Source organism: Oceanobacillus jordanicus (genome assembly GCF_022095695.1).
Classification (GTDB): Bacteria; Bacillota; Bacilli; order Bacillales; family Amphibacillaceae; genus Oceanobacillus_B; species Oceanobacillus_B jordanicus.
In genome coordinates, this window is the sequence record NZ_JAIFZM010000025.1 from 1 (window position 1) to 20,832 (window position 20,832).

Annotated in this window: 16 protein-coding genes, 1 pseudogene and 1 riboswitch; of the genes and pseudogenes, 11 read left to right on the plus strand and 6 right to left on the minus strand. The window is 37.7% G+C overall.

The features are described 5' to 3' along the window. Positions 1-123: 123 nt before the first annotated feature. Positions 124-780 carry a redox-sensing transcriptional repressor Rex gene (locus tag K3T81_RS18795; protein ID WP_036577183.1) on the plus strand — a complete coding sequence of 219 codons (657 nt, stop codon included), beginning with the start codon at positions 124-126 and terminating at the stop codon, positions 778-780. A gap of 386 nt (positions 781-1,166) precedes the next feature. Then, complete coding sequence (locus K3T81_RS18800; protein WP_238022146.1) at positions 1,167-2,162, plus strand: hypothetical protein; 996 nt, start codon at positions 1,167-1,169, stop codon at positions 2,160-2,162. Positions 2,163-2,197: 35 nt separating this feature from the next. On the opposite strand, the gene K3T81_RS18805 is transcribed toward K3T81_RS18800, so the two are convergent. Both K3T81_RS18805 and K3T81_RS18810 read right to left on the minus strand, forming a co-directional pair. Further along, entirely contained in the window at positions 2,198-2,398 is a 201-nt protein-coding gene (locus K3T81_RS18805; protein WP_036577186.1) for a YdiK family protein, read from the minus strand. 30 nt (positions 2,399-2,428) lie between these two features. Further along, positions 2,429-3,142, minus strand: a complete 714-nt coding sequence (locus tag K3T81_RS18810; protein WP_106895746.1) for a CPBP family intramembrane glutamic endopeptidase — start codon at positions 3,140-3,142, stop codon at positions 2,429-2,431. Positions 3,143-3,424: 282 nt separating this feature from the next. Here K3T81_RS18810 and groES point away from each other — a divergent pair, with 282 nt between their 5' ends. Together groES and groL are read left to right on the plus strand one after the other, a co-directional pair. Next, a complete protein-coding gene (gene groES / locus K3T81_RS18815; RefSeq protein ID WP_036577188.1) occupies positions 3,425-3,709 on the plus strand; it encodes a co-chaperone GroES in 285 nt (94 codons plus the stop codon). A 72-nt stretch (positions 3,710-3,781) separates the two neighbouring features. Next, the gene (gene groL, locus K3T81_RS18820; RefSeq protein WP_058950898.1) at positions 3,782-5,422 is read left to right on the plus strand and encodes a chaperonin GroEL; all 1,641 of its coding nucleotides are present in this window, start codon (positions 3,782-3,784) and stop codon (positions 5,420-5,422) included. Positions 5,423-5,756: 334 nt separating this feature from the next. Here the strand turns inward: groL and K3T81_RS18825 are convergent, their stop codons facing one another. Next, positions 5,757-7,232 carry a methyl-accepting chemotaxis protein gene (locus K3T81_RS18825; RefSeq protein WP_238022147.1) on the minus strand — a complete coding sequence of 492 codons (1,476 nt, stop codon included), beginning with the start codon at positions 7,230-7,232 and terminating at the stop codon, positions 5,757-5,759. A 142-nt stretch (positions 7,233-7,374) separates the two neighbouring features. Next, a complete protein-coding gene (locus K3T81_RS18830; protein ID WP_238022148.1) occupies positions 7,375-8,400 on the minus strand; it encodes a ketopantoate reductase family protein in 1,026 nt (341 codons plus the stop codon). A gap of 151 nt (positions 8,401-8,551) precedes the next feature. Here K3T81_RS18830 and K3T81_RS18835 point away from each other — a divergent pair, with 151 nt between their 5' ends. Next, a complete protein-coding gene (locus K3T81_RS18835; RefSeq protein WP_238022149.1) occupies positions 8,552-10,036 on the plus strand; it encodes a methyl-accepting chemotaxis protein in 1,485 nt (494 codons plus the stop codon). Between the two features lie 240 nt (positions 10,037-10,276). On the opposite strand, the gene K3T81_RS18840 is transcribed toward K3T81_RS18835, so the two are convergent. Beyond that, positions 10,277-10,651 (minus strand): thiol-disulfide oxidoreductase DCC family protein, encoded by a 375-nt coding sequence (locus K3T81_RS18840; RefSeq protein ID WP_238022150.1) that lies wholly within the window; start codon positions 10,649-10,651, stop codon positions 10,277-10,279. A gap of 534 nt (positions 10,652-11,185) precedes the next feature. On the opposite strand from K3T81_RS18840, the gene K3T81_RS18845 reads away from it, so the two are divergent. Both K3T81_RS18845 and K3T81_RS18850 read left to right on the plus strand, forming a co-directional pair. Continuing rightward, complete coding sequence (locus K3T81_RS18845; RefSeq protein ID WP_238022151.1) at positions 11,186-12,736, plus strand: BCCT family transporter; 1,551 nt, start codon at positions 11,186-11,188, stop codon at positions 12,734-12,736. Positions 12,737-13,817: 1,081 nt separating this feature from the next. Beyond that, the gene (locus K3T81_RS18850) at positions 13,818-14,858 is read left to right on the plus strand and encodes a DUF3231 family protein (RefSeq protein WP_238022152.1); all 1,041 of its coding nucleotides are present in this window, start codon (positions 13,818-13,820) and stop codon (positions 14,856-14,858) included. Between the two features lie 466 nt (positions 14,859-15,324). On the opposite strand, the pseudogene K3T81_RS19715 reads toward K3T81_RS18850, so the two are convergent. Then, positions 15,325-15,575, minus strand: a pseudogene (locus K3T81_RS19715) (PLP-dependent transferase); the annotation flags it as partial. A 210-nt stretch (positions 15,576-15,785) separates the two neighbouring features. After that, a riboswitch (SAM riboswitch) is annotated at positions 15,786-15,893 on the plus strand. A gap of 152 nt (positions 15,894-16,045) precedes the next feature. On the opposite strand from K3T81_RS19715, the gene K3T81_RS18855 reads away from it, so the two are divergent. The 4 genes from K3T81_RS18855 (at position 16,046) to K3T81_RS18870 (ending at position 20,812) form a co-directional block, all read left to right on the plus strand. Next, the gene (locus tag K3T81_RS18855; protein WP_238022165.1) at positions 16,046-17,173 is read left to right on the plus strand and encodes a M20 metallopeptidase family protein; all 1,128 of its coding nucleotides are present in this window, start codon (positions 16,046-16,048) and stop codon (positions 17,171-17,173) included. Between the two features lie 34 nt (positions 17,174-17,207). Beyond that, entirely contained in the window at positions 17,208-18,803 is a 1,596-nt protein-coding gene (locus K3T81_RS18860; RefSeq protein WP_238022153.1) for an ABC transporter substrate-binding protein, read from the plus strand. Between the two features lie 84 nt (positions 18,804-18,887). After that, positions 18,888-19,832 carry an ABC transporter permease gene (locus tag K3T81_RS18865; protein WP_238022154.1) on the plus strand — a complete coding sequence of 315 codons (945 nt, stop codon included), beginning with the start codon at positions 18,888-18,890 and terminating at the stop codon, positions 19,830-19,832. A 125-nt stretch (positions 19,833-19,957) separates the two neighbouring features. Beyond that, the gene (locus K3T81_RS18870; protein WP_238022155.1) at positions 19,958-20,812 is read left to right on the plus strand and encodes an ABC transporter permease; all 855 of its coding nucleotides are present in this window, start codon (positions 19,958-19,960) and stop codon (positions 20,810-20,812) included. Positions 20,813-20,832 lie beyond the last annotated feature (20 nt).

Here is a 20,832-nt window from a genome sequence, read left to right on the forward strand (position 1 = left end):
GAGAGAAATGAAAAATAGACCAATTTTACCAGATTACATAGTATTTTCAGCAGAGTGGGCAACGCGCTGCTCTGTGAAAGATAATTTTAATACATAATTACTGTACCGAAAGAAGGAATAACGATGGATCAAAATAAAATACCACAAGCGACTGCTAAACGATTGCCATTATATTACCGCTTTCTTAATAACTTAAATCATCAAGGTAAAAAACGTGTCTCTTCCAAGGAATTAAGTGAAGCAGTAAAAGTAGATTCCGCCACGATACGCAGAGACTTCTCCTACTTTGGTGCTCTCGGTAAGAAGGGGTATGGATACAATGTTGAATATTTGCTTGGTTTCTTCAGGAAAACCTTGGACCAAGACGAGTTAACCGATGTTGCCTTAATTGGTGTTGGTAATCTTGGTACCGCATTCTTGCATTATAACTTTATGAAAAATAATAATATAAAGATCCAAATGGCATTTGATGCAGATGAAAACAAGGTCGGCTCTACCATTGGTGGGGTTCCTATTTATCACATTAAGGATATGGAAGAAAAGCTTAATGGGATTAAGGTCGCCATTTTGACCATTCCAGCGAGTGAAGCAGACGGGATAACAGATCGACTTGTTGAGCATGGCATCACGGGTATACTCAACTTCACCCCAGCCAGAATATCGGTACCTAGCCATATTCGTGTGCACCACATTGATCTCGCAGTAGAACTGCAAGCATTAGTGTATTTCCTAAAACACTATCCACTTGTATCGGAAGAGATAGAAGAAATAGAAGAATAAAGTCATGTTGGCAAAGCTCTTCGATTTTGAAGGGCTTTTTACTTTGTTTGATTAGGGAGTTTGTCAGTTGAATAGAAAAAGAGAAGATCAGGTCTGTTTTAATCAACCGGAAGAGCGATCCAATCGATCAGATGATCGTCGCAATCAACTAGAAGAGCGATCCAATCAACCATAGAAACCTCCCAATCAACCAAACACCGCTTCCAATCCAGCATACACTCCTACACCTTGTATTAAACAAACTACATTTAAAAATAGTCAAAAATACCTGTTTTGTCTGAAAATTATTTAGGGAATAAGACATCTGTCTATTCACTTAGTAATGAGGTATGATTATGACTGGTTTGCTGTTGCAGGATAACTAAACTTTAGGAGGTAAGGTAAATATGAAAAAATTTATAGTTCTCATAACAGTACTTATTATCGCTTTATTCCTTAGTGCGTGCTCTGAGTCAACGAGCAGTGAAGAACCCAGTGATGAGAAAGAAAAAGAAGAAGAAACAGAAGCGGCGGAAGAGCCAGAGGAAGAGGCTGTCCCGGAAGATGATGAATTGTTTGAGGTGCTAGAGGTGAATATTCAGTCTATGATGGATCAAGACATAGATGCCCATATGGAAACCATACATAGCGAATCACCTGCCTACAACAGTACCAAAGACTTATTAGACCAAGTATCTGCTTACACATTGGATATGAAGTTATCTGATCTAGCTGTTGAAGAGAAATCGGAAGAAGAGGCACGAGTCGCTTATACACAGACTTCCATGAAAGTAGATGGACCAGAATACCAGAATAATCTTACGAAGGGTGTTCATACATTGAAACCTGAGGACGGGGTATGGAAGATATTTGGTTCAGAAGTAATAGAAACCACTCCACTCGATGAAAACGGTGAAGAGATAGAAGAAGGAGCAGTTGAAGATGTTGCGATGGAAGGGCAGTATGCTGATTTGATCACTTCATTAGAAATGCCTTTTAATAGCGATAAATGGGTGCTTGGTAATTATAATGAAGCCCAAGGAGAAGGAATTGCAGAATTTCTTATTAATGGTGAAACGTTTGAGAATTATACAGAGCTATTAACGGTTCACGTTTTCCCAGATGCAGCGGCGAATGGCGGTATTACCACATTTGTTGAAGCGATGGAAACGAATTTAACGAGTATGATAGACGGAGAACTGGAATTTAATCGGCTGGAAGAAACGGATCAGGAGGTTATCTACGAGTTTAGTGTAACGGACGATAGCACACAGTATGATCAGGAAGAAGTAGCGCGCGCCTTTAGCAAAGATGACCACCTTTATGTCGTTCGTTACACGACGATGGAAAAAATGATTGAGAATAAAGAGGATTGGTTAGATAAACTAAAGGACGTAAAATAAATCGCAACCATACAAAAGGAGCAGCATTCTACATGCTACTCCTTTTTATTCTTTTTAATACGAAAATGTAAACTAATTAATCGTATACTTACACCAAATTCAAGGGTGGCAAACAGCGCCAGAACCATTGTGGTGATATTCCAGATCGTGTCCTGTGCGCTAAGAATGGCAATGTAGATGAAAAACACTCCCATTACAAAGTAAATGGCGGCCATTGTTTTTGGTGAAATTTTCATGGGTAAACCTCCAACGTGGTAATCTTTCACCTAGAATCCAAAGATAATCGCTTGCAAGTCCTGTAATTGCTTTTGCATTCTCTCGATATCTTCTGGTGTAAGATTGTATTGTAGCAGGACAACAATTGTGTTCATTGCTGCATGTACAAAGATAGGAACTAATATGCGCTTCGTCTTTACATAAAGAAAAGCAAACACAAGACCCATTGAACCGTACACCAGAATATGCTGTGGTTCTCCGTGGATGATACCGAAAATAAAGGCGGAAATTAATGCTGCGATAAAAAAGTTTGTTCTCATGTAAAGTTGTCCAAAAATAATCTTTCGAAAGATTATTTCTTCTAGTACTGGTGCGATAATTGCTGGGACTAGGAGAAATAAAGGAGTAGCCCGAGCGATATTCATAATATTTTGCGTGTTCTCGGATCCTGGGTCGATTCCAAAGATTTGCATTTCCAGCATTGCTGCAATTCCTTGGGAGAAGTAGGCCATAAACACACCAATTATTGACCAGGCCACCGCAACTCCAACACGGGACGCTTCGTGGCTTCGTGTCATTTGCATGTCTTTTCTTAAAAGTAGCAGTACAACGATTAAACCTAGTATAAAGCTAGTGATTGCCCAGTAGGTGACTGCCTGATACCTCGTAATTTCAAATGTAACAAGCAAAAGTGGGGCCATCAGGATCCCAGAGAACTGCATAATGATGTATGAGATAATGACCCACCAATAACGTTTTGGCAAAATACAACGACTCCTTTAGCGAACATGTAGTGTTATTTATATTATATGTGCGTATTTAATGGACTAGTAGAATATTATTTGCATTCATTAAGTATTCTATCATAAATTAGTACGAGGTTATAACAGAAGCACTTCTTCCGACATAAACAAAAAATCTTAAATTCTTGAGTGCAATGCTTGCATTTTTTTAACAATTTATTTATCATATTAATTGGAATTAGCACTCGGTTATGTAGAGTGCTAACACTAAAAAACATATCTAGAATTAAGGAGGCTTTCTACATGATTAAACCACTAGGAGATCGTGTTGTCATCGAGCTTGTTGAACAGGAAGAAAAAACTGCAAGCGGTATCGTACTTCCAGATTCTGCAAAAGAAAAACCACAAGAAGGTAAGGTTGTTGCTGTAGGTTCTGGTCGCGTAACAGAAAATGGAGAAAAAGTCGCGCTAGAAGTAGCAGAAGGCGATCGCATTATTTTCTCAAAATTTGCCGGTACAGAAGTTAAATATGAAGGCACAGAATACTTAATTCTTCGCGAAAACGACATTTTAGCTGTAGTAAGCTAAGCTGGACGTATAAGTACATTCACATAATTCATATGTATTAAAAATAGATAATAATCAAGGAGGGCTTTATCAATGGCTAAAGAAATTAAATTTAGTGAAGACGCACGTCGCGCAATGCTTCGTGGTGTTGATACATTAGCAGATGCTGTAAAAGTTACTTTAGGACCAAAAGGGCGTAACGTCGTTCTAGATAAAAAATTTGGTTCTCCACTCATCACAAATGATGGTGTAACGATTGCAAAAGAAATTGAATTAGAAGATCACTTCGAAAACATGGGTGCACAGCTTGTTTCTGAAGTAGCTTCTAAAACAAATGACGTTGCTGGTGATGGTACGACAACTGCAACAGTTCTTGCACAAGCAATGATTCGTGAAGGACTTAAAAACGTAGCATCTGGTGCTAACCCAGTAGGCGTTCGTCGCGGTATTGAAAAAGCAGTAGAAGTAGCTGTTAATGAACTAAAAGCTATCTCTAATCCAATCGAAAGCAAAGAATCCATTGCACAGGTTGCTGCTATTTCTTCTGGAAACGAAGAAGTAGGAAACCTTATTGCAGAAGCTATGGAGCGCGTTGGTAACGATGGTGTTATCACAATTGAAGAATCTAAAGGCTTCAACACAGAGCTTGAAGTAGTAGAAGGTATGCAATTTGACCGTGGGTATGCTTCTCCATACATGGTTACAGACCAAGATAAAATGGAAGCAGTGCTTGAAGATCCGTATATCTTAATCACAGATAAGAAAATCGGCAACATCCAAGAAGTATTACCAGTACTTGAGCAAGTTGTTCAACAAGGTAAGCCACTTCTATTGATTGCTGAAGATGTTGAAGGTGAAGCACTTGCTACATTAGTAGTAAACAAACTACGTGGAACATTCAATGCTGTAGCGGTTAAAGCTCCAGGATTCGGTGACCGTCGTAAAGCAATGCTTGAAGACATCGCAACACTTACTGGCGCAGAAGTGATCACAGAAGATCTAGGTCTAGACCTTAAGAGTGCTACGATTGAACAATTAGGTCGCGCTTCTAAAGTTGTTGTAACAAAAGAAAATACTACAGTGGTAGAAGGTTCAGGTAACCCTGAAGCAATCTCTTCCCGCGTAGCACAAATCCGTGCACAAGCTGAAGAGTCTACTTCTGAGTTTGATAAAGAAAAATTACAAGAACGTCTTGCTAAATTAGCAGGTGGTGTAGCAGTAATCAAAGTTGGTGCTGCAACAGAAACAGAATTAAAAGAGCGTAAACTACGCATTGAAGATGCATTAAACTCTACACGTGCAGCAGTTGAAGAAGGTATTGTTGCCGGTGGTGGTACTGCACTAGTAAATATCTACAACAAAGTAAGTGAATTGAGCCTTGAAGGAGACGAAGCTACTGGTGCTAACATCGTACGTCGTGCTATGGAAGAGCCAGTTCGTCAAATTGCTCATAACGCTGGACTAGAAGGTTCTATCATCGTAGAACGTCTTAAAGGCGAAAAAGTTGGAATTGGCTACAATGCAGCAACTGGCGAATGGGTAAACATGGTAGAGGAAGGTATCGTAGATCCTACTAAAGTAACTCGTTCTGCACTACAAAACGCAGCATCTGTAGCAGCAATGTTCCTAACTACCGAAGCTGTTGTCGCTGACAAACCAGAAGAAAACGGCGGCGCTGCTGGTGGCGGAATGCCTGACATGGGCGGCATGGGTGGAATGGGCGGCATGATGTAAGTTTTATCTTATAGTCCTTGTTACAAGAGGATTTAAGAGACTTATACACCACCCAAAACTCGAAAAAATCATAACAAAGTCACATTTAATTTATATTTATAGCTAGAAGGCGTTTCCGTACAGAGTATTCTTACTTTGTCGGAAGCGCCCTTTTTCATGTTAATTATGCATGCGTAGAAATCCCTTCATTGTATTTTCATATCCTCATTGCCGAATATCTCCATAATAATCTCTTTATATTGTTAAAGAAACGTCCTAATTCTAACTACAGAAAAAAACCGGACATTTTCCGTCCGGTTTTAACTCTTAACAATACGGTCGACCACTTTTACTCCTACTTCTCTCTATTAAAAAGATCAGAAAGATTTTTGGTAGCATTATTTGTTTCTTGCACTAGATGCGTGAGTTGTTCCTTATTTTCTGTTTGCAACTGAATACTTGCGGAAATCTCTTCCAGAGAAGCGGAGGTTTGTTCTAATACAGAAGCAAATTCGTTTACGGATGCTTCAATGTTTCGAGTATCTTGATCAATATTTCCCGTTACGGATGTGAAACTTTGAATTTCTTGTTGAAGTTGATTAATGGAGTCTTGGATCGATTGGAAAATAGATCTATTCCGTACGGTTTCTTCAATATTTTCATCCATTCTACTTGATACAACATTCATTTGTTTTTGCGTTTCCTGATTGTTTTCGTGTACTTGATTTAACATAGTAGAAATTTGCTCCGTAGTTTGTTTGGACCCTTCTGCTAGTTTGCGAATTTCATCCGCAACAACGGAAAAACCTCTACCTGCTTCTCCGGCTCTAGCTGCTTCGATAGAGGCATTTAGAGCAAGGAGGTTTGTTTGATCGGAAATTCCTTGTATGGCCTCAATTGCTGTTAACGAGGACTCAATGTTTTTACTTAATTGATTCATATCTTTCTTCAAGATTTCAATGAATTCCTTGAAGTCCTGCATATTATTATTTAACACTGCTGACTGGGAACTACCCTCGTCAATTCGTCCAGTTATGTTACTCGTAAAACGATTCGTTTCTTGTACCCGTTTATTCATGGAGACAACTTGCTTTGCAGTACTTTCCATTGCAGTCATAATATCGTTGATTGAATTTCCTTGGGATTGGGTGCCAGCAACAATTTCTTGTATCGAGATATTTACTTCTTCGATTGTTTGTTTTTCCAATTCGGATTGTGACTTTACTTGTTCCATGTTGTCCGCAATAACTCGTGAATTATCTTCAATAACAATCCGTTGCTGCGTTTCCTTGTGTAACTGTTCTTCAGCCTCAGCTTTCATACTACCAAGATCTTTCTCCAATCTGCCCATAACTTTCGTTTGGAAGACAAGAACGAGAACAGATAGAGAAAATAAGAATAGATAGGTGGTGAGATCCGAAGAATAAATAGCTCCATTTATAGAAAAGGCGAAAAGTAATAAACTAACCGCTAAAGCAGTTCCGATAATAAAAATTGCTAGATTCATATAAAAGGCGGAACTAATTAGTAGGAAATAGAGAAGAGAAAGGTTATTTTCAGATGGGCTGATAAAAATAATACTCCCTAAAATAGCTGCTAACCCGATGATCGCGAGATACCCAATTTGTTTCGTTAATTTTTTTGTTTTGAGCAAGTAGGCAATTGTACCACATAAAATAAGCCCACCAATTGCGATTGCTAGAATAAGTTCAAGCGGTTTATTCATGCCTATTTCTACTACTACACCTAAAACTACTGTTATGATCAACATGATTAAAATAATTCTATTTTTTCTTTGTAACGTTTTCAGTTGTAATTCATCAATCGTCATGAACATTCACTCCTTCAGTCTGTAAAATTCCATTTTTTATATCGGAATAGTAATGAAAAATATAAATATATGATTCCTTAACCAAGAGAAAAAAATAGAACACTAGCATAGACTAGTGTTCTGCTTGTAGAGTTATATGCTTTTACAGTAACTCTTTGAAATAGGAAAGGTTTTCTTCAAAGTTTGGAATAACCTTTTCGGTTTCAGCTTTCTTCACTAAACGTACTAGTAGATCGTTAAATGGCGTGTCGATATCGGTTTCTTTACCTTTGGATGAGACAACCCCATTAATATAGTCTATCTCGGTTTTTCGTTGCTTTTCGAGATCTTGTAACATACTTGCTTTGAGTAAAGCTTGCGGTCCAAATGCTTTCTTTGCAAAGTCGATTGCTTGGGCTAGATTGATCTTGTTTTCCTCTAGTTTAAAGATAGCTAAATTAAATCCAGCAAGTTCTTCAAATTCAACACCTGATGCGATCCCAACTTTAAGTGTTTCATCTGCTAACATTACTGCGCTTGTTACAGCATCTTTATTATTAAGTACGTCTCCATATGTACAACCTAAAGCCGTAGATAACCCACTCATAGCAACATTTACTAAGAGTTTTGCCCACTTCGTTCCTACAAGATTAGTAGATATCGTTGTATTACCTACTAAATCAAGAACTTCCTTTATTTGTTGAATACGGTCCGTAGTGGTTCCATCTAATTCACCGATTTGAAAAGCGTTTGCTTTGAATGCATCAACAGTTGTTGTTAATTCGGATACACCAGGTTTAACCCATGTTGCTCCAAACTCAACGGATCCACCGACCACTTTATCCTTGCCTAAAATAGAAGCAAGCGACTCTTCTGGAACACCGTTTTGTAAGGAAAGAATGGTACTATCCTCACTTAAATAAGGTTGAAGATTAGATAGAACTTCCCCATTATATAGTTGCTTCGTTAATAAAAGGACTAAATCATAAGTTCCTTCCATTTGTTCCGGAGTAATTGCTTTTACTGCAATTGTTTCCGTAACGGTTCCTGTAATGGTTGCACCAGAATAATTTAAAGCGTCAACATGTTCTTTGTTGACATCAATAAGCTCAACAGTTTCGTTCCTTTTTGAAAGATAGGCTCCGATAATGGTGCCTAGGGAACCAGCTCCCATAATTGCTATTCTCATTAAATCCCTCCTCTAAGCTGTAATAGCAATGTAAAGTATACTCTATATCCAAATTAAATGCATATATATTGAATATCAACTAAACATTTCCATTTCACAGCCGATATAAGATAGTAGAAGAGATTGCAAATATGCTAGTAAGGAGATTGGGATGGGACAACAAGATACTTATAATACACAAAGGGTTCATAAGGTTAATTTATTTTTATTGACTTCAATAGTGTTACTTTTAGTTATACCGATTGTATTTTCCAGAGGTTTTAGTGATAGTGTAGGTATCGTGGTTGCGGGTACATTGGTTGTTATTCTCTCTGTAATTAATTATTACGTACCACTACCTCCATATGTAAAAGGTTTAATCTTCGCTTTATTACCGTTTTTAGTTACAATCGCTCTATTTTATTCGGATGGTTTTGCATTAAATAAGCATTATATTATATTATTGTCTATTGCAATGATTGCACTTTATTTTAAAGAAAAACTTATACTTATCTTTGCTGTTTTTGTTAATGTAGCGATAATTGCCACGTACTTGATGGTACCCGAAGAAATATTCGGTATCGATCATAACTTTAAAGGTTTTATTACGGTAATTGCTTTAATTAATGGGATATTGGTTGCTTTGTACTTGTTAACCAAATGGGGAAGAGAATTAATTGATGCATCGTATCAGAAGGAAATGGAAGCACAGCATTTAACAAAGCAATTAAAAGAAACGCTACAGAAAATCGAAAAAAATACGAATACACTAGATGATAACATCGATCATTTAAATAACAATATTACAACAATCTATGATTCTAGCCATCTGATTAAAGAATCAGTTGAGCAAATGGCGACTGGAATACAAGAAGAGGCTAATAGCATTAGTTCGGTTAGTGAATCAATGGGGGATTCGGTAGATCGAGCGAATAAATCCATTTCCATATCACAAGATATTGTGGACAAATCGGATACTATGAATAAAAAAGTTCAAGAAGGCTGGGAGAAATTTAATCAAGTAAACAGTTATATGTCGACTGTAAATACTGCCATAAGTACCACTGCTACTACAGTAAATGATTTACAAACGAGCTTAGAAACAGTTAATTCCCTCTTACAAGGAATTAAGGATATTGCAGAGCAAACGAATCTATTAGCATTAAATGCTGCTATTGAATCTGCGCGTGCTGGTGAGCATGGAAAAGGATTTGCAGTCGTAGCAGACGAGGTGCGTAAGTTAGCAGAACAAAGCGCAAATATAACATTAGATATTGAAAATGTAACACAAGATTTATTCCATAAATCAAAAAATGCCCAAGAGAAGTCGAACAAAGGGGAAACAGCTTTTACGGAAGGACAGAAAGTATTAGATGAGATTGCTTCTTATTTCAAAGAAATAAAAGATTCCTTCCAATACACAAATAATGAGCTATCGATGGGAATGAATGAAATTCAATCATCAACGAACAATTTCAAAGACATACAATTGCAAATTGAAACAGTAGCAAACATTGCAGAAGAGAATACTTCTTCAACACAAGAAATAGCTGCAACACTTGAAAGTGAACATCAATTAATTTCAGATATCAATACAGCAATTGCAGAAATCAATAAGCTAAGTAGTGAATTAAAGAAAATAATTACGACGAATTAAATAAAAAACAGGAGGACAGCATGCTCTTATTTTACTAAAAGCAGAGCTGTCCCTTTGTATATAGATCGGGGATTTCTAATGATCTACCCATCAATAAGCATGAAGACCGGAAGACGCTTTATCGAGCAGAGGATAAAGCGTTAAAAGCATTTATGAATAAGTGGAAAAAATCCTATTCAAAGAATACTCAATCCTTAACAATAATTAGGATCTTTTCACGTATTCTAACACTACCCCGTTTTACTCCGATTGCTTATTATACTGCACTCTCCCAAACCATTTATAACGGCGAGTTGAAATAAAACGGTACGCAGGATCCCCAATATTTTGGGCGAACGGTAGATAGAGTAATAAAGCGAAAGGGGTAGTGGCTGGAAGTAAAGAAAGAATTTTGCGGACGGTATTAAAACCTGTCAGAACCCGTTTGTCTTTTGTATACATATAGATTTCGTCATACATATTTTTATAGTTATTGACTCTCTCTTTTATTGATTCACTTACTTCCTGAACAGGGTACCAGAAAATGGTGTCATTCCAGTCTAGTCTTTTCAGCACCGCCTTCACTGTCCGGCATAAAGGGCATTCAGCATCGAAAAATACAATATGTTTATTCAAACGTTGTTTCTCCCTTCTGTTATATATGTTTTTCTAGTTTAAATTTTAGTATAGAGATTATTAAAAAACCTCGTTTCACTGAATCTATCTCCCATTAATAATACCTTTACTTTAATGCCCCCATCATATCATAACCCTCTTTTTACTAGAGTAAATAAAGTGCTGTCTGCTTGTGGTTTATTACGATCTGTCAATTTGTATATTCCCCTGATAACTCCTTATTAATTACGTTTCACTTTTCATGAGTAAACGTTTTTCCTCTGTTCTATTCAGTTAGGTCTCCCCAATTCCTCCGTTTTTTTAAAACTTATTTAGGAGTTAGGAGGTGTAATAACTGATAGGTTACAAACTTCTAAACTGTTTCTTATCATTTCTCATGGCGGGCGCCATGATGTAAGTCATGACACACCATCCGATTAGTTTATAATAACTAGAACTTGACACACACTAACCTAAAATGTATTATTTTACGCTGTGGTTAAATTTTAGATATCAATTAAATGTATTTTTTTATGGAATTGAAAGGAGCAGATTTTGAAAAATATAGAGAAACAAAATCAAAGTATAGATAAACCAGTGCTATTTCTTAGTGGAGGGGCATTACTTGCCTTTGTTATTTTAGCATTGATAAATAAAGAAATGGTTACGGATGTAGTTAATACAATGTTTAATTGGTCAGTAACTTATTTTGGATCCATTTATCAAGTTTTAATGGTTGGAACTGTATTTATTGCCTTAATACTTGGTTTCTCCAAGTTTGGTAAGATACGTCTAGGAAAGCTAGAAAAACCAGAGATTGGAACTTTTAAATGGATTTCCATTATTATGTGTACGCTACTCGCAGCAGGGGGTGTTTTCTGGGCAGCAGCCGAGCCATTAAGTCACTTTTTAACTGTCCCTCCACATTTCTCTGGAGTTGAACCAGGAACGAGTGAGGCAGTAGTACCAGCACTTACAACAAGTTTTGTCGATTGGGGCTTTGTTTCCTGGGCAATCCTGGGTACATTAGGAACGATTGTGCTCATGTACTCCCATTATCATAGAAATGCACCATTAAAGCCGCGGTCCCTACTTTATCCGATTTTTGGGGAGAAAATTATGAAGAAAAGTGCACTTGGAACATTTGTTGATGCCTTTTCTATTGTATCTGTAGCAGCCGGTACAATTGGTCCAATTGGGTTTCTCGGTTTGCAAGCTGGTTATGGATTAAATGCTTTGTTTGGTATTCCAAATAATTTACTCATGCAGTGTCTTATTGTTGCAGTAATTGTACTTGCAGCTGGCATTTCCGCTGCTACAGGGATTCATAAGGGTATTCAAATTTTAAGTAGCTATAATATTATTCTTGCAGTTGTTTTAATGATCGGTGTTCTTATTCTAGGACCAGCATTATTTATTTTCGATTCATATGTACAATCATTTGGTTTGTATGTACAGGAATTTATCAGGTTAAACACTTTCCGAGGTGATGGAGCTTGGCTTGGAATATGGACCATTTTTTTCTTTGCTTGGTTTATCGGATATGGACCGATGATGGCTATGTTTGTAAGTCGTATATCTCGTGGCCGAACAATTCGTGAGCTAGTAACTGCTGTTGCAGTAATCGCTCCAGTGGTCACAACATTTTGGTTTACCGTTGTTGGGGGAACAGGAATCTTTTCGGAAATGAAAAACCCTGGCTCTGTCTCTGATGCTTTAAATAGTGCTGGACCTCCAGCAGCAATGATTGCAATTGCAGAACAACTGCCTTTCGGTACAATTTTCGGTTTCTTGTTTCTCCTGGCAACTATCGTTTTTGTACTAACGACAACGGATTCCATGTCATTAACCATTTCGATGGCAATTACTGGTCATGGAGATCCAGCAAAATATTTACGTGTAGTTTGGGCAATTCTCATGGGGCTTGTCGCTACGGTTCTTATTACTCTTGGAGAAGATAGTGTTGGGTCATTACAATCATTCATTGTGGTTACTGCTGTTCCGGTTTCTTTACTCATGTTAACTACATTTTGGACAGCACCACTAGTAAGCCGTGAACTAGCTAGAGAACAAAAGATTGATGAAAAGCAACAATATACGAAGTAATATAGAAGGTGCTGACTTCCAAGTCAGCACCTTTTGTGTTTTCACATTTAAAATGTCACTAGTGTTGTCAGTTTAAAAGATAACATTATATTAACCGGTGTTTTTTATTAGTCACTCTTATTACTCTAATTGAGCTTTTCGCAACGGTGATAGACTGAACCATATTCCACATAAAGTTAGTACAGCTATCGAAATCCACATAGCCGTTATAAACCGTAGTCCGTCAGCAAGGGCACCTCCTAGTGGAGCACCGATAACAACTGCACTACGGTTGATGGAACGAAGTGCTCAATCAAAACAATTGATACTAAAATCGTCATGGTCATGCTATGAAAGAGAAACCAGGCGTGCGTGTTTAAAGCGAGTGTGCGAAGGTATTGGTGTTGGTAGACCCATCACAAAGTGAAAAAGAGAAGTATAGCTATTATATTTCTAAAAAGGTTGAGATTTAAATTTAATTTAGTAAAGAGCAAAATTGAAATGGTCAAAGTTTAAAATTAAAGAGTAAAGGACCATAAGTTCAGAATCAAATGAAGCCGATCCTCAAAGTGTTAACTGAAATAATTCTAAGTTTGTGGTGATTTTTTAATCGATAATGGGGGAGTTGAAGTGGAGCTATAAATTTAAACAGAATTTTTTTCTGTGCAATACAAATATACTGTTCAATAGGAAGTTGTATTCCGCATTTAGCACGATTACGAGGATAACCATAAGTATACTTTTTGTCCATGGAGTATGCTGTTCCAGCAATAAAACTTAACCCATTATGGACTGCGTGATTACTAGACATGCTACAGTACTTTCCGGCACATCCATCTACTGTTCTAATAAAGGAATGATTGCTTCTGTTTTGTACCATTTAGCCGATCAATTTCACCGATTCTACTCTTGAAGTAATCAATAGGGATGGAAATGCATAACGTCCTCTTTTTGGGGAAAAAGGACGTTATGGCGATACTAATATATACACAGTTAAAAAAGTAAAGAGAATTTAGTGTGATAATGAATAATGTTTGGGTTTAAATACCATCATAAAATATTAGGAAAAGGATTTGGCAATATTGAGGAGGAAAGTGTTAGAATGACAAATACAAATGATGATGAAAAAGTATTGACTCAACATAACATTCCGCTTACTGCTTCAGAAATGGGTTTTCTTTGGACACAATATATAAACGATAGCTTAGCTGTTTGTGTAATGAAATACTTTAAAAGCATATGTGAAGATAAAGAAATCCTTCCCTTAATAGAAAATTCATTAAGTATAGCAGAAAAGGACATTAAGATTATTACGGAGATTTTTACTAAAGAAAACCATCCGATACCAGTCGGCTTTACGGATAAAGATGTAAATGTGAATGCACCAAGGTTATTTTCCGACGTATTTATCCTTATGTATATACAAAAATTGGAAGTAATAGCAATGGCGAGTATTGGAGTAGCAATTGGAGTTTCAGCACGTTCTGATGTAAGTAACTTCTTTAGAAATTTACTTATTTCTGTTTCTGAATTACATGATAAGTCAAGAAAAGTTTTGATATCAAAAGGTGTATATGTCCGACCACCGCAAATAGCAAGCCCTAAAAAAGTTGATTTTGTGGATAAACAAGGTTTTCTATTTGATTTTTTAGGTTCTCATAAACGACCATTAACATTTATTGAAATTACTCATCTTTTTATCAACATTCAAACAAACGCAATGGGTAAAGCAATGATGTTGGCATTTGCACAAGTTTGTAAAGATAAAGATGTCAAACAATTCCTTGTAGAAGGCAGGGGGATATCTAATAAGCATTTGAAGAAATTTAGTTCAACTTTAACTGATGAAGATCTCCCCGCAGCAATGAGTTGGGATTCTCACGTTATGGATAGTACGGTTGCACCTTTTTCCGATAAGTTAATGATGTTTCATACAACTACGTTAATTGCAGTAGGAATAGGGAATTACGGTACAGCCGCAGGAACTTGCCAAAGAATGGATTTAAGTGCAACATATACAAGACTTTCAGCAGAGATTGCTTTGTATGCGGAAGATGGTGCGAATTTAATGATTAAACATGCTTGGCTAGAAGAACCACCAAAGGCGGTTGATCATAAAGCACTTGTCAAAAAAATGAAATAGCTTCTGAACGAATGGGCTAACGCTAAGCTAAATACGCGACTTTATTTGCTAGTGTGAAGCCAACTACTGGACAACGGAGAAATCCCGAACAGTATATATGGATAAATACTCAGATTTTAGGGCTGCAAACATAGAGTTATTTATATATATAGAAGGTTGGCTCAACCGTAAAAGAATACACAGTGGTATAGTTTTAAAAAATCGCAAGAGCTTAAAAAACGCAGATAGCAGTATAATCCAGTAGAGACTCAGCTTTGCATGTAGAAGTGAGCAGATAGCCTCACTTGGTTTGACAGTATGTCCTAAAAAATTTAGCTGGCTACCTGGCGTGGAAATCGCGCTCACAGAGGCCTCAATATCAAGCCAACTTATTTTACTGAATGATTGTGTAAAATTAACTCTTTTGTGTATAACTAAGCTTCCTCATATTTTGACCTCCTCTTTTTCTAAAGTTGAAAAACTTGCTTCAGGTCGTTTCCGTTTCTTCGATATCTACTGAATAGCGTAATAGCAGATCACAAATGGACGGGTCCGTTCTTCAACCGAAAATGTCAGCATGGGTTTGGGTAGCTGGATAAGTTATAAAGCTTTTGATTCCTCCGATTTTCGGCGAAAGTAATTAACTGCAGATTTTCCAAAAAAATGCACCAATCCAGTTACTTTCTTTTAGGAAAATGAGAGCATCCCCCCATTACCTGGGTTTATTACATCCGTTACCCAAATTCATTACTTGATAATTAAAAGTAGCTATTTATTGGGATCATACTGATATCCTCTTTTTAATAATCTCTTTTTAATAAGCCCATATACTCTAATAAAAGTTAGTAGTTCGTTCAGAGAAAAAAGAATAATCTAAAAATATAACTAAACCTAGTTGACAACTAGGAATTATCGGGATAGAATAAGATTCATCAATTTAATATGAAACTCTTATTTAGAGAGGTTGAGGGAACTGGCCCGCTGAAACCTCGGCAACCGTTGATTAACAATCATAAGGTGCTAATTCCAGCAGACTTTACGTCTGAAAGATAAGAGGCAGTGCTTAAGTTTGAATTTAAGTAAATGACCTCTAATAAGAAAAGTGGTCATTTTTTTATTGAGAAAAAAGGGGGATTAAGGTGAGTAAAGTACAACAGAAGGAGAACCTAGCATCCATTTTTGTTGAATTAGATAATAGTTTGGAAGATATGAAGAACTGGAGAAGGTACATGCACCAACATCCGGAACTTTCGTTTGAAGAAGTACATACAGCAAAGTATATAGAAGAAAAACTAACCGAATTTGGATTAGAAGTAAAGAAGCAAATTGGAGGAAATGGGTTAATTGGAGTGCTTAAGGGGGAAGAACCCGGAAAAACGCTCGTACTGAGGGCTGATTTTGATGCTCTCCCAATCAAGGATGAGAAAGATGTTCCGTATAAATCCACCAATACGGGAGTCATGCATGCTTGTGGCCATGATGGTCATACCTCTGCTTTGTTAGGTACCGCACGGACACTTAGTAAGTTTCGGGAAAAACTAAAAGGAAACATTCTTTTTGTTTTCCAACCAGCAGAAGAGAAGCCGCCTGGTGGTGCGAAGTTTATGATAGAAGAAGGAATTCTGGAAGATGTAGATTATGTATTTGGTGCCCATTTGGCTTCTGATATCCCACTAGGGAAAATAGGGATTGGGGAAGGTTATCAAATGGCGGCTGTTGATAAATTTGAGATTACTATTCAAGGGCGTGGCGGACATGGAGCAAGACCACATCACACCATAGATTCGCTAGTTATTGGAACCAGTGTAGTGGAAGGATTGCAAAAAATTGTCAGTCGTAGTGTCGATCCGCTGAAATCTGCGGTTGTGTCCATTGGTGTCTTCCATGCAGGAAATGCTTTTAATGTCATTCCAGACACGGCGAAAATCGAAGGGACCGTCCGAACGTTTGATGGAGCAGTTCGTGACCAGGTAGAAGCTGAGATAAACGCTATTGTGAAAGGGATTACGAGCGGATTTCATGCTGACTATGAAATTGATTATCTCCGGGGTTATCCAGCGTTATATAACCATAAAGAAGAAACCAAGACAGTGCATGGACTATTATCAGAAACTTTTACGGAGGAAGATATTGTCGAGCTAGAACCAACGATGGGGGCAGAGGATTTTGCCTATTTCTTAGAACAAAAACCAGGAACGTATTTTAAAGTTGGCTCCCAGAATGAAGATGAAGCTACCCATTATCCACATCATCATCCGAAATTTGATTTTGATGAAAGGGCATTGGTAAATATCAGTAAATCCTTTGCGAAGATAGTGTCACACTACCTTTTGTAGGATGAATGAAGTAGACGAAGGAGGAAATAGTTAAATGAAAAGAAGTTATCTGTTAACAATAGCAATATTATTTATATTTGTTTTATTTGGCTGTGCAAGTCAGGATGATTCAGGTGGTGAATCTAATTCTGGAGAACAAGCTGGGGAACCAATTGAAGGTGGCGCGCTAAATGTCGCATTTTCCTCTGACCCAGATACACTTGACTGGATGTCTACAGGCGCAACGGCAACCAGAGATGTCGGCTGGCATATTTTTGAAACTTTATTTACTTTGGATAAAGATTATCAAATAAAACCAATGATTGCAGAAGATTATAAAGTAAGTGATGACCAAAAGGTATATTCCATAACAATTCGTGAAGGTGTTAATTTCCATGATAATTCTGCGGTTACCGCTGAAGATGTTGTGGCATCAATTGAGCGCTGGCGCAAAGTTTCGTCTGTTGGAACAATAGCAAATGATTACATTGAAGCAGTCGAAGCAGTCGATGAGTTAACTGTAGAAATTACATTAAACGAAGTATACAACTCATTAATGTCAGATATGGCGGCTCCAAAATCAGCATTAATGATTATACCAAAAGAAATTTCTGAAGCTGCTGGTGAAAGACCATTGACAGCAGAACAGTACATTGGTACAGGGCCATTTAAGTTTGAAAATTGGGAACGAGGTAATGAAATTGTACTAACTCGCTTTGAAGATTATTCAGCACGTAAGGAAGAAGACTGGGGTGGTTTAACAGGTGAAAAAATTGCATACTTTGATGAAATCAAGTTCCTTATTGTAAAGGATCCCCAGGTAATGATTAATGGTCTGAAAACAGGAATCTATGATTATGCACAGTCTATTCCACCGGATCTGTATGAAGTCGTGGAAAGTGAACCAAGCATAGATCCAGTAACCTATATTAACGGATATTCCGTTACTACACCAGATAAAACGGAAGCACCTTTTGATGACCTAAAAGTTCGACAAGCATTGAATTATGCACTGAATAAAGAAGTTATTGCTGAGTCAACGTATGGTAACAAAGATTTTTACAGTATGGACGGAGCGCTGTTTGATCCAGAACAGAAAGTACTATACAGCGATAAAGGAACAGAAGATTATTTAGCATATGATAAAGAAAAAGCAAAACAACTGCTGGAAGAATCTGATTATAACGGAAAACCAATCAAGATTATGTACTCCAATGACTCAGAAACATATAAACGAATCTCACAAATTATGAAACAACAAATGGAAGAGGTAGGTTTTCTAGTGGAACTGGTGCCATATGAATGGGCGACCTACCTGGAAAAATGGAGCGACCCTGCGAACTGGGATTTAGTTGTTGTAGGATGGTCTACCCGATTCTCGCCTAGTGAATTAGGAATGCTGATTCAAGACACCTCAAGCAGTGGTTGGTATAACAGTGAGAAGTGGGGAAGTCTTCTAGATGCATGGAGTGTTGCAGAGTCCCCAGAGGAAAGAGAAGAAATCCTAGCTGACATGAACCAAACGGTAAATGATGAACTTCCTTTCTTGAAGATTGCAAATGAGACTAAATTGGATATTAAGAGTGAGAAAATCCAAGCATATGATAGTTGGGTTGGTCAGCGATTCTGGAATACATGGAAGAGTGAATAATTTTTATTGGTGGGAAGTCATGTCAAGAAGTGAAAATGACGTGACTTCCCTTTACATATATATTGAGCTAAAGGAGGAAATACGTTGCTACAATACACGATACGCAGATTGTTTTCAATCATACCAGTTATGCTAATTGTAAGTGTCATTGTCTTTCTAATTGTCCATTTGACACCAGGCAATCCCGCCTATCTCATTCTTGGAGAAGACAGTTCACCAGAAGCGATTGCGCAGCTTGAGAAACAATTAGGATTGGATAAATCAATGGCTGTACAATTTGTTGACTGGATCAAAAATATATTAATGGGGGACCTTGGCCAATCCATTTATTCCTCTGAGCCTGTTATACAAGTGATTATGGAGCGGGTTGGTCCTACATTCAGTTTGATGATTACAGCAATGAGCTTAACATTAATTATTGCTATCCCAACTGCAGTTTTTATCGTTTGGCGCAGAAATACCATACTGGATCCTCTGTTTACTTCTGCTTCGCTTTTGGGAGCGTCGATTCCGGAATTTTGGTTTGCCATGCTGCTTGTCTTGGGATTAGGTGTAGCTGTTCCAATATTCCCTGTAGCAGGATACGTTGCAATTGATGTTGGATTAGGTGACTGGATCTATCATTTGATCTTACCAGCATTTGTCCTAGCCAGTGTGGAAATTGGCCTTATTGCTAGGATGCTTCGAGACGGGATGCTAGAGTCAGTGAATCAAGATTATACAAAAACGGCCCGTGCAAAGGGTGTAAGGGAAAGCGTAGTTCTGATGAAGCATGTACTTTCCAATGCACTTATCCCAACCACTACGGTTATCGGTGTAATGATTGCAGGATTACTTGGTGGTACGGTTATTATAGAAACTATATTCACCATCCCGGGCATAGGGCAGCTATTGATTGACTCCATCCACCGAAGAGATTATCCGGTGATTCAAGGTGTTGTTCTTTTCATCGCAGTAGTCTATGTCTTTGTGAATCTGCTAATCGACCTGTTATATGCATTTCTGGACCCTAGAATCAGGTACGACTGATCCTTTTTTAGTGTACGGATGTGCAGGAAGCTTGCTGGGCGCTGGAGACGTTCATGGCTCTGCCTTTCAAGAAATGTCGCTGCTGATGTATATACTTTCTTTCTATTGAAAAAGGGGGGCTCTATATGTTTAAGAAAAAACGAAATCTAATTTCAGCAAGTCTATTACTATTGTTTACTGTTGCGACTATAACGGCATCATGGTGGTTGCCGGTTTTACCATCCGAAATGGATTCGGCAAAAAGGTTGATTGGACCCTCTGCTGATCATTGGTTTGGTACGGATCATTTTGGTAGAGATATTTTAGCACAAACGGTGGTTGCTGCACGTGTTTCTTTAGTAGTCGGTTTATCGGTTGCACTGATTTCCACTGTATTAGGAACGATTACCGGCTTAATTGCAGGATATTATAAAAGAGCTGATTTCGTTATTATGCGAATTATTGATGGAATGCTGGCTTTTCCATCTTTACTGCTAGCACTAGCTTTAGTGGCCGCGCTGGGTGGCAGTGTAACAAATATTATCATTGCACTGTCTTTCTCTTTTTGGCCAGTTATGACGAGGATTGTCCGTTCGGCTGTTCTGCAAATTAATTCAATTCAATACGTTGAAGCTGCGAAAACCTCGGGTATCGGCGATCTAGTTATATTATTCCGGTATGTTTTACCAAATGTACTATCCCCAATTATTGTACAGGGAACCTTTATTTTTGCCAAAGCTATTTTGGCAGAAGCGGCATTAAGCTTTTTAGGAGTTGGGGTGGAACCATCAACACCGACATGGGGCAATATGCTTCAAGAAGCGCAGATCTATATCTCCATTGCACCTTGGTTTTCTATTTTTCCAGGTATTGCGATTGTTATAACGGTGCTTACCCTAAATATTCTTGGAGATGGTTTACGTGATTCCTTTGATCCTCATGCAAAAGGTAAGGTAAATAGGAAAAAAGGACGGTTAAAAAAACAAATAAATGTAGCATAAAGATTTTACTTTTAAATAAA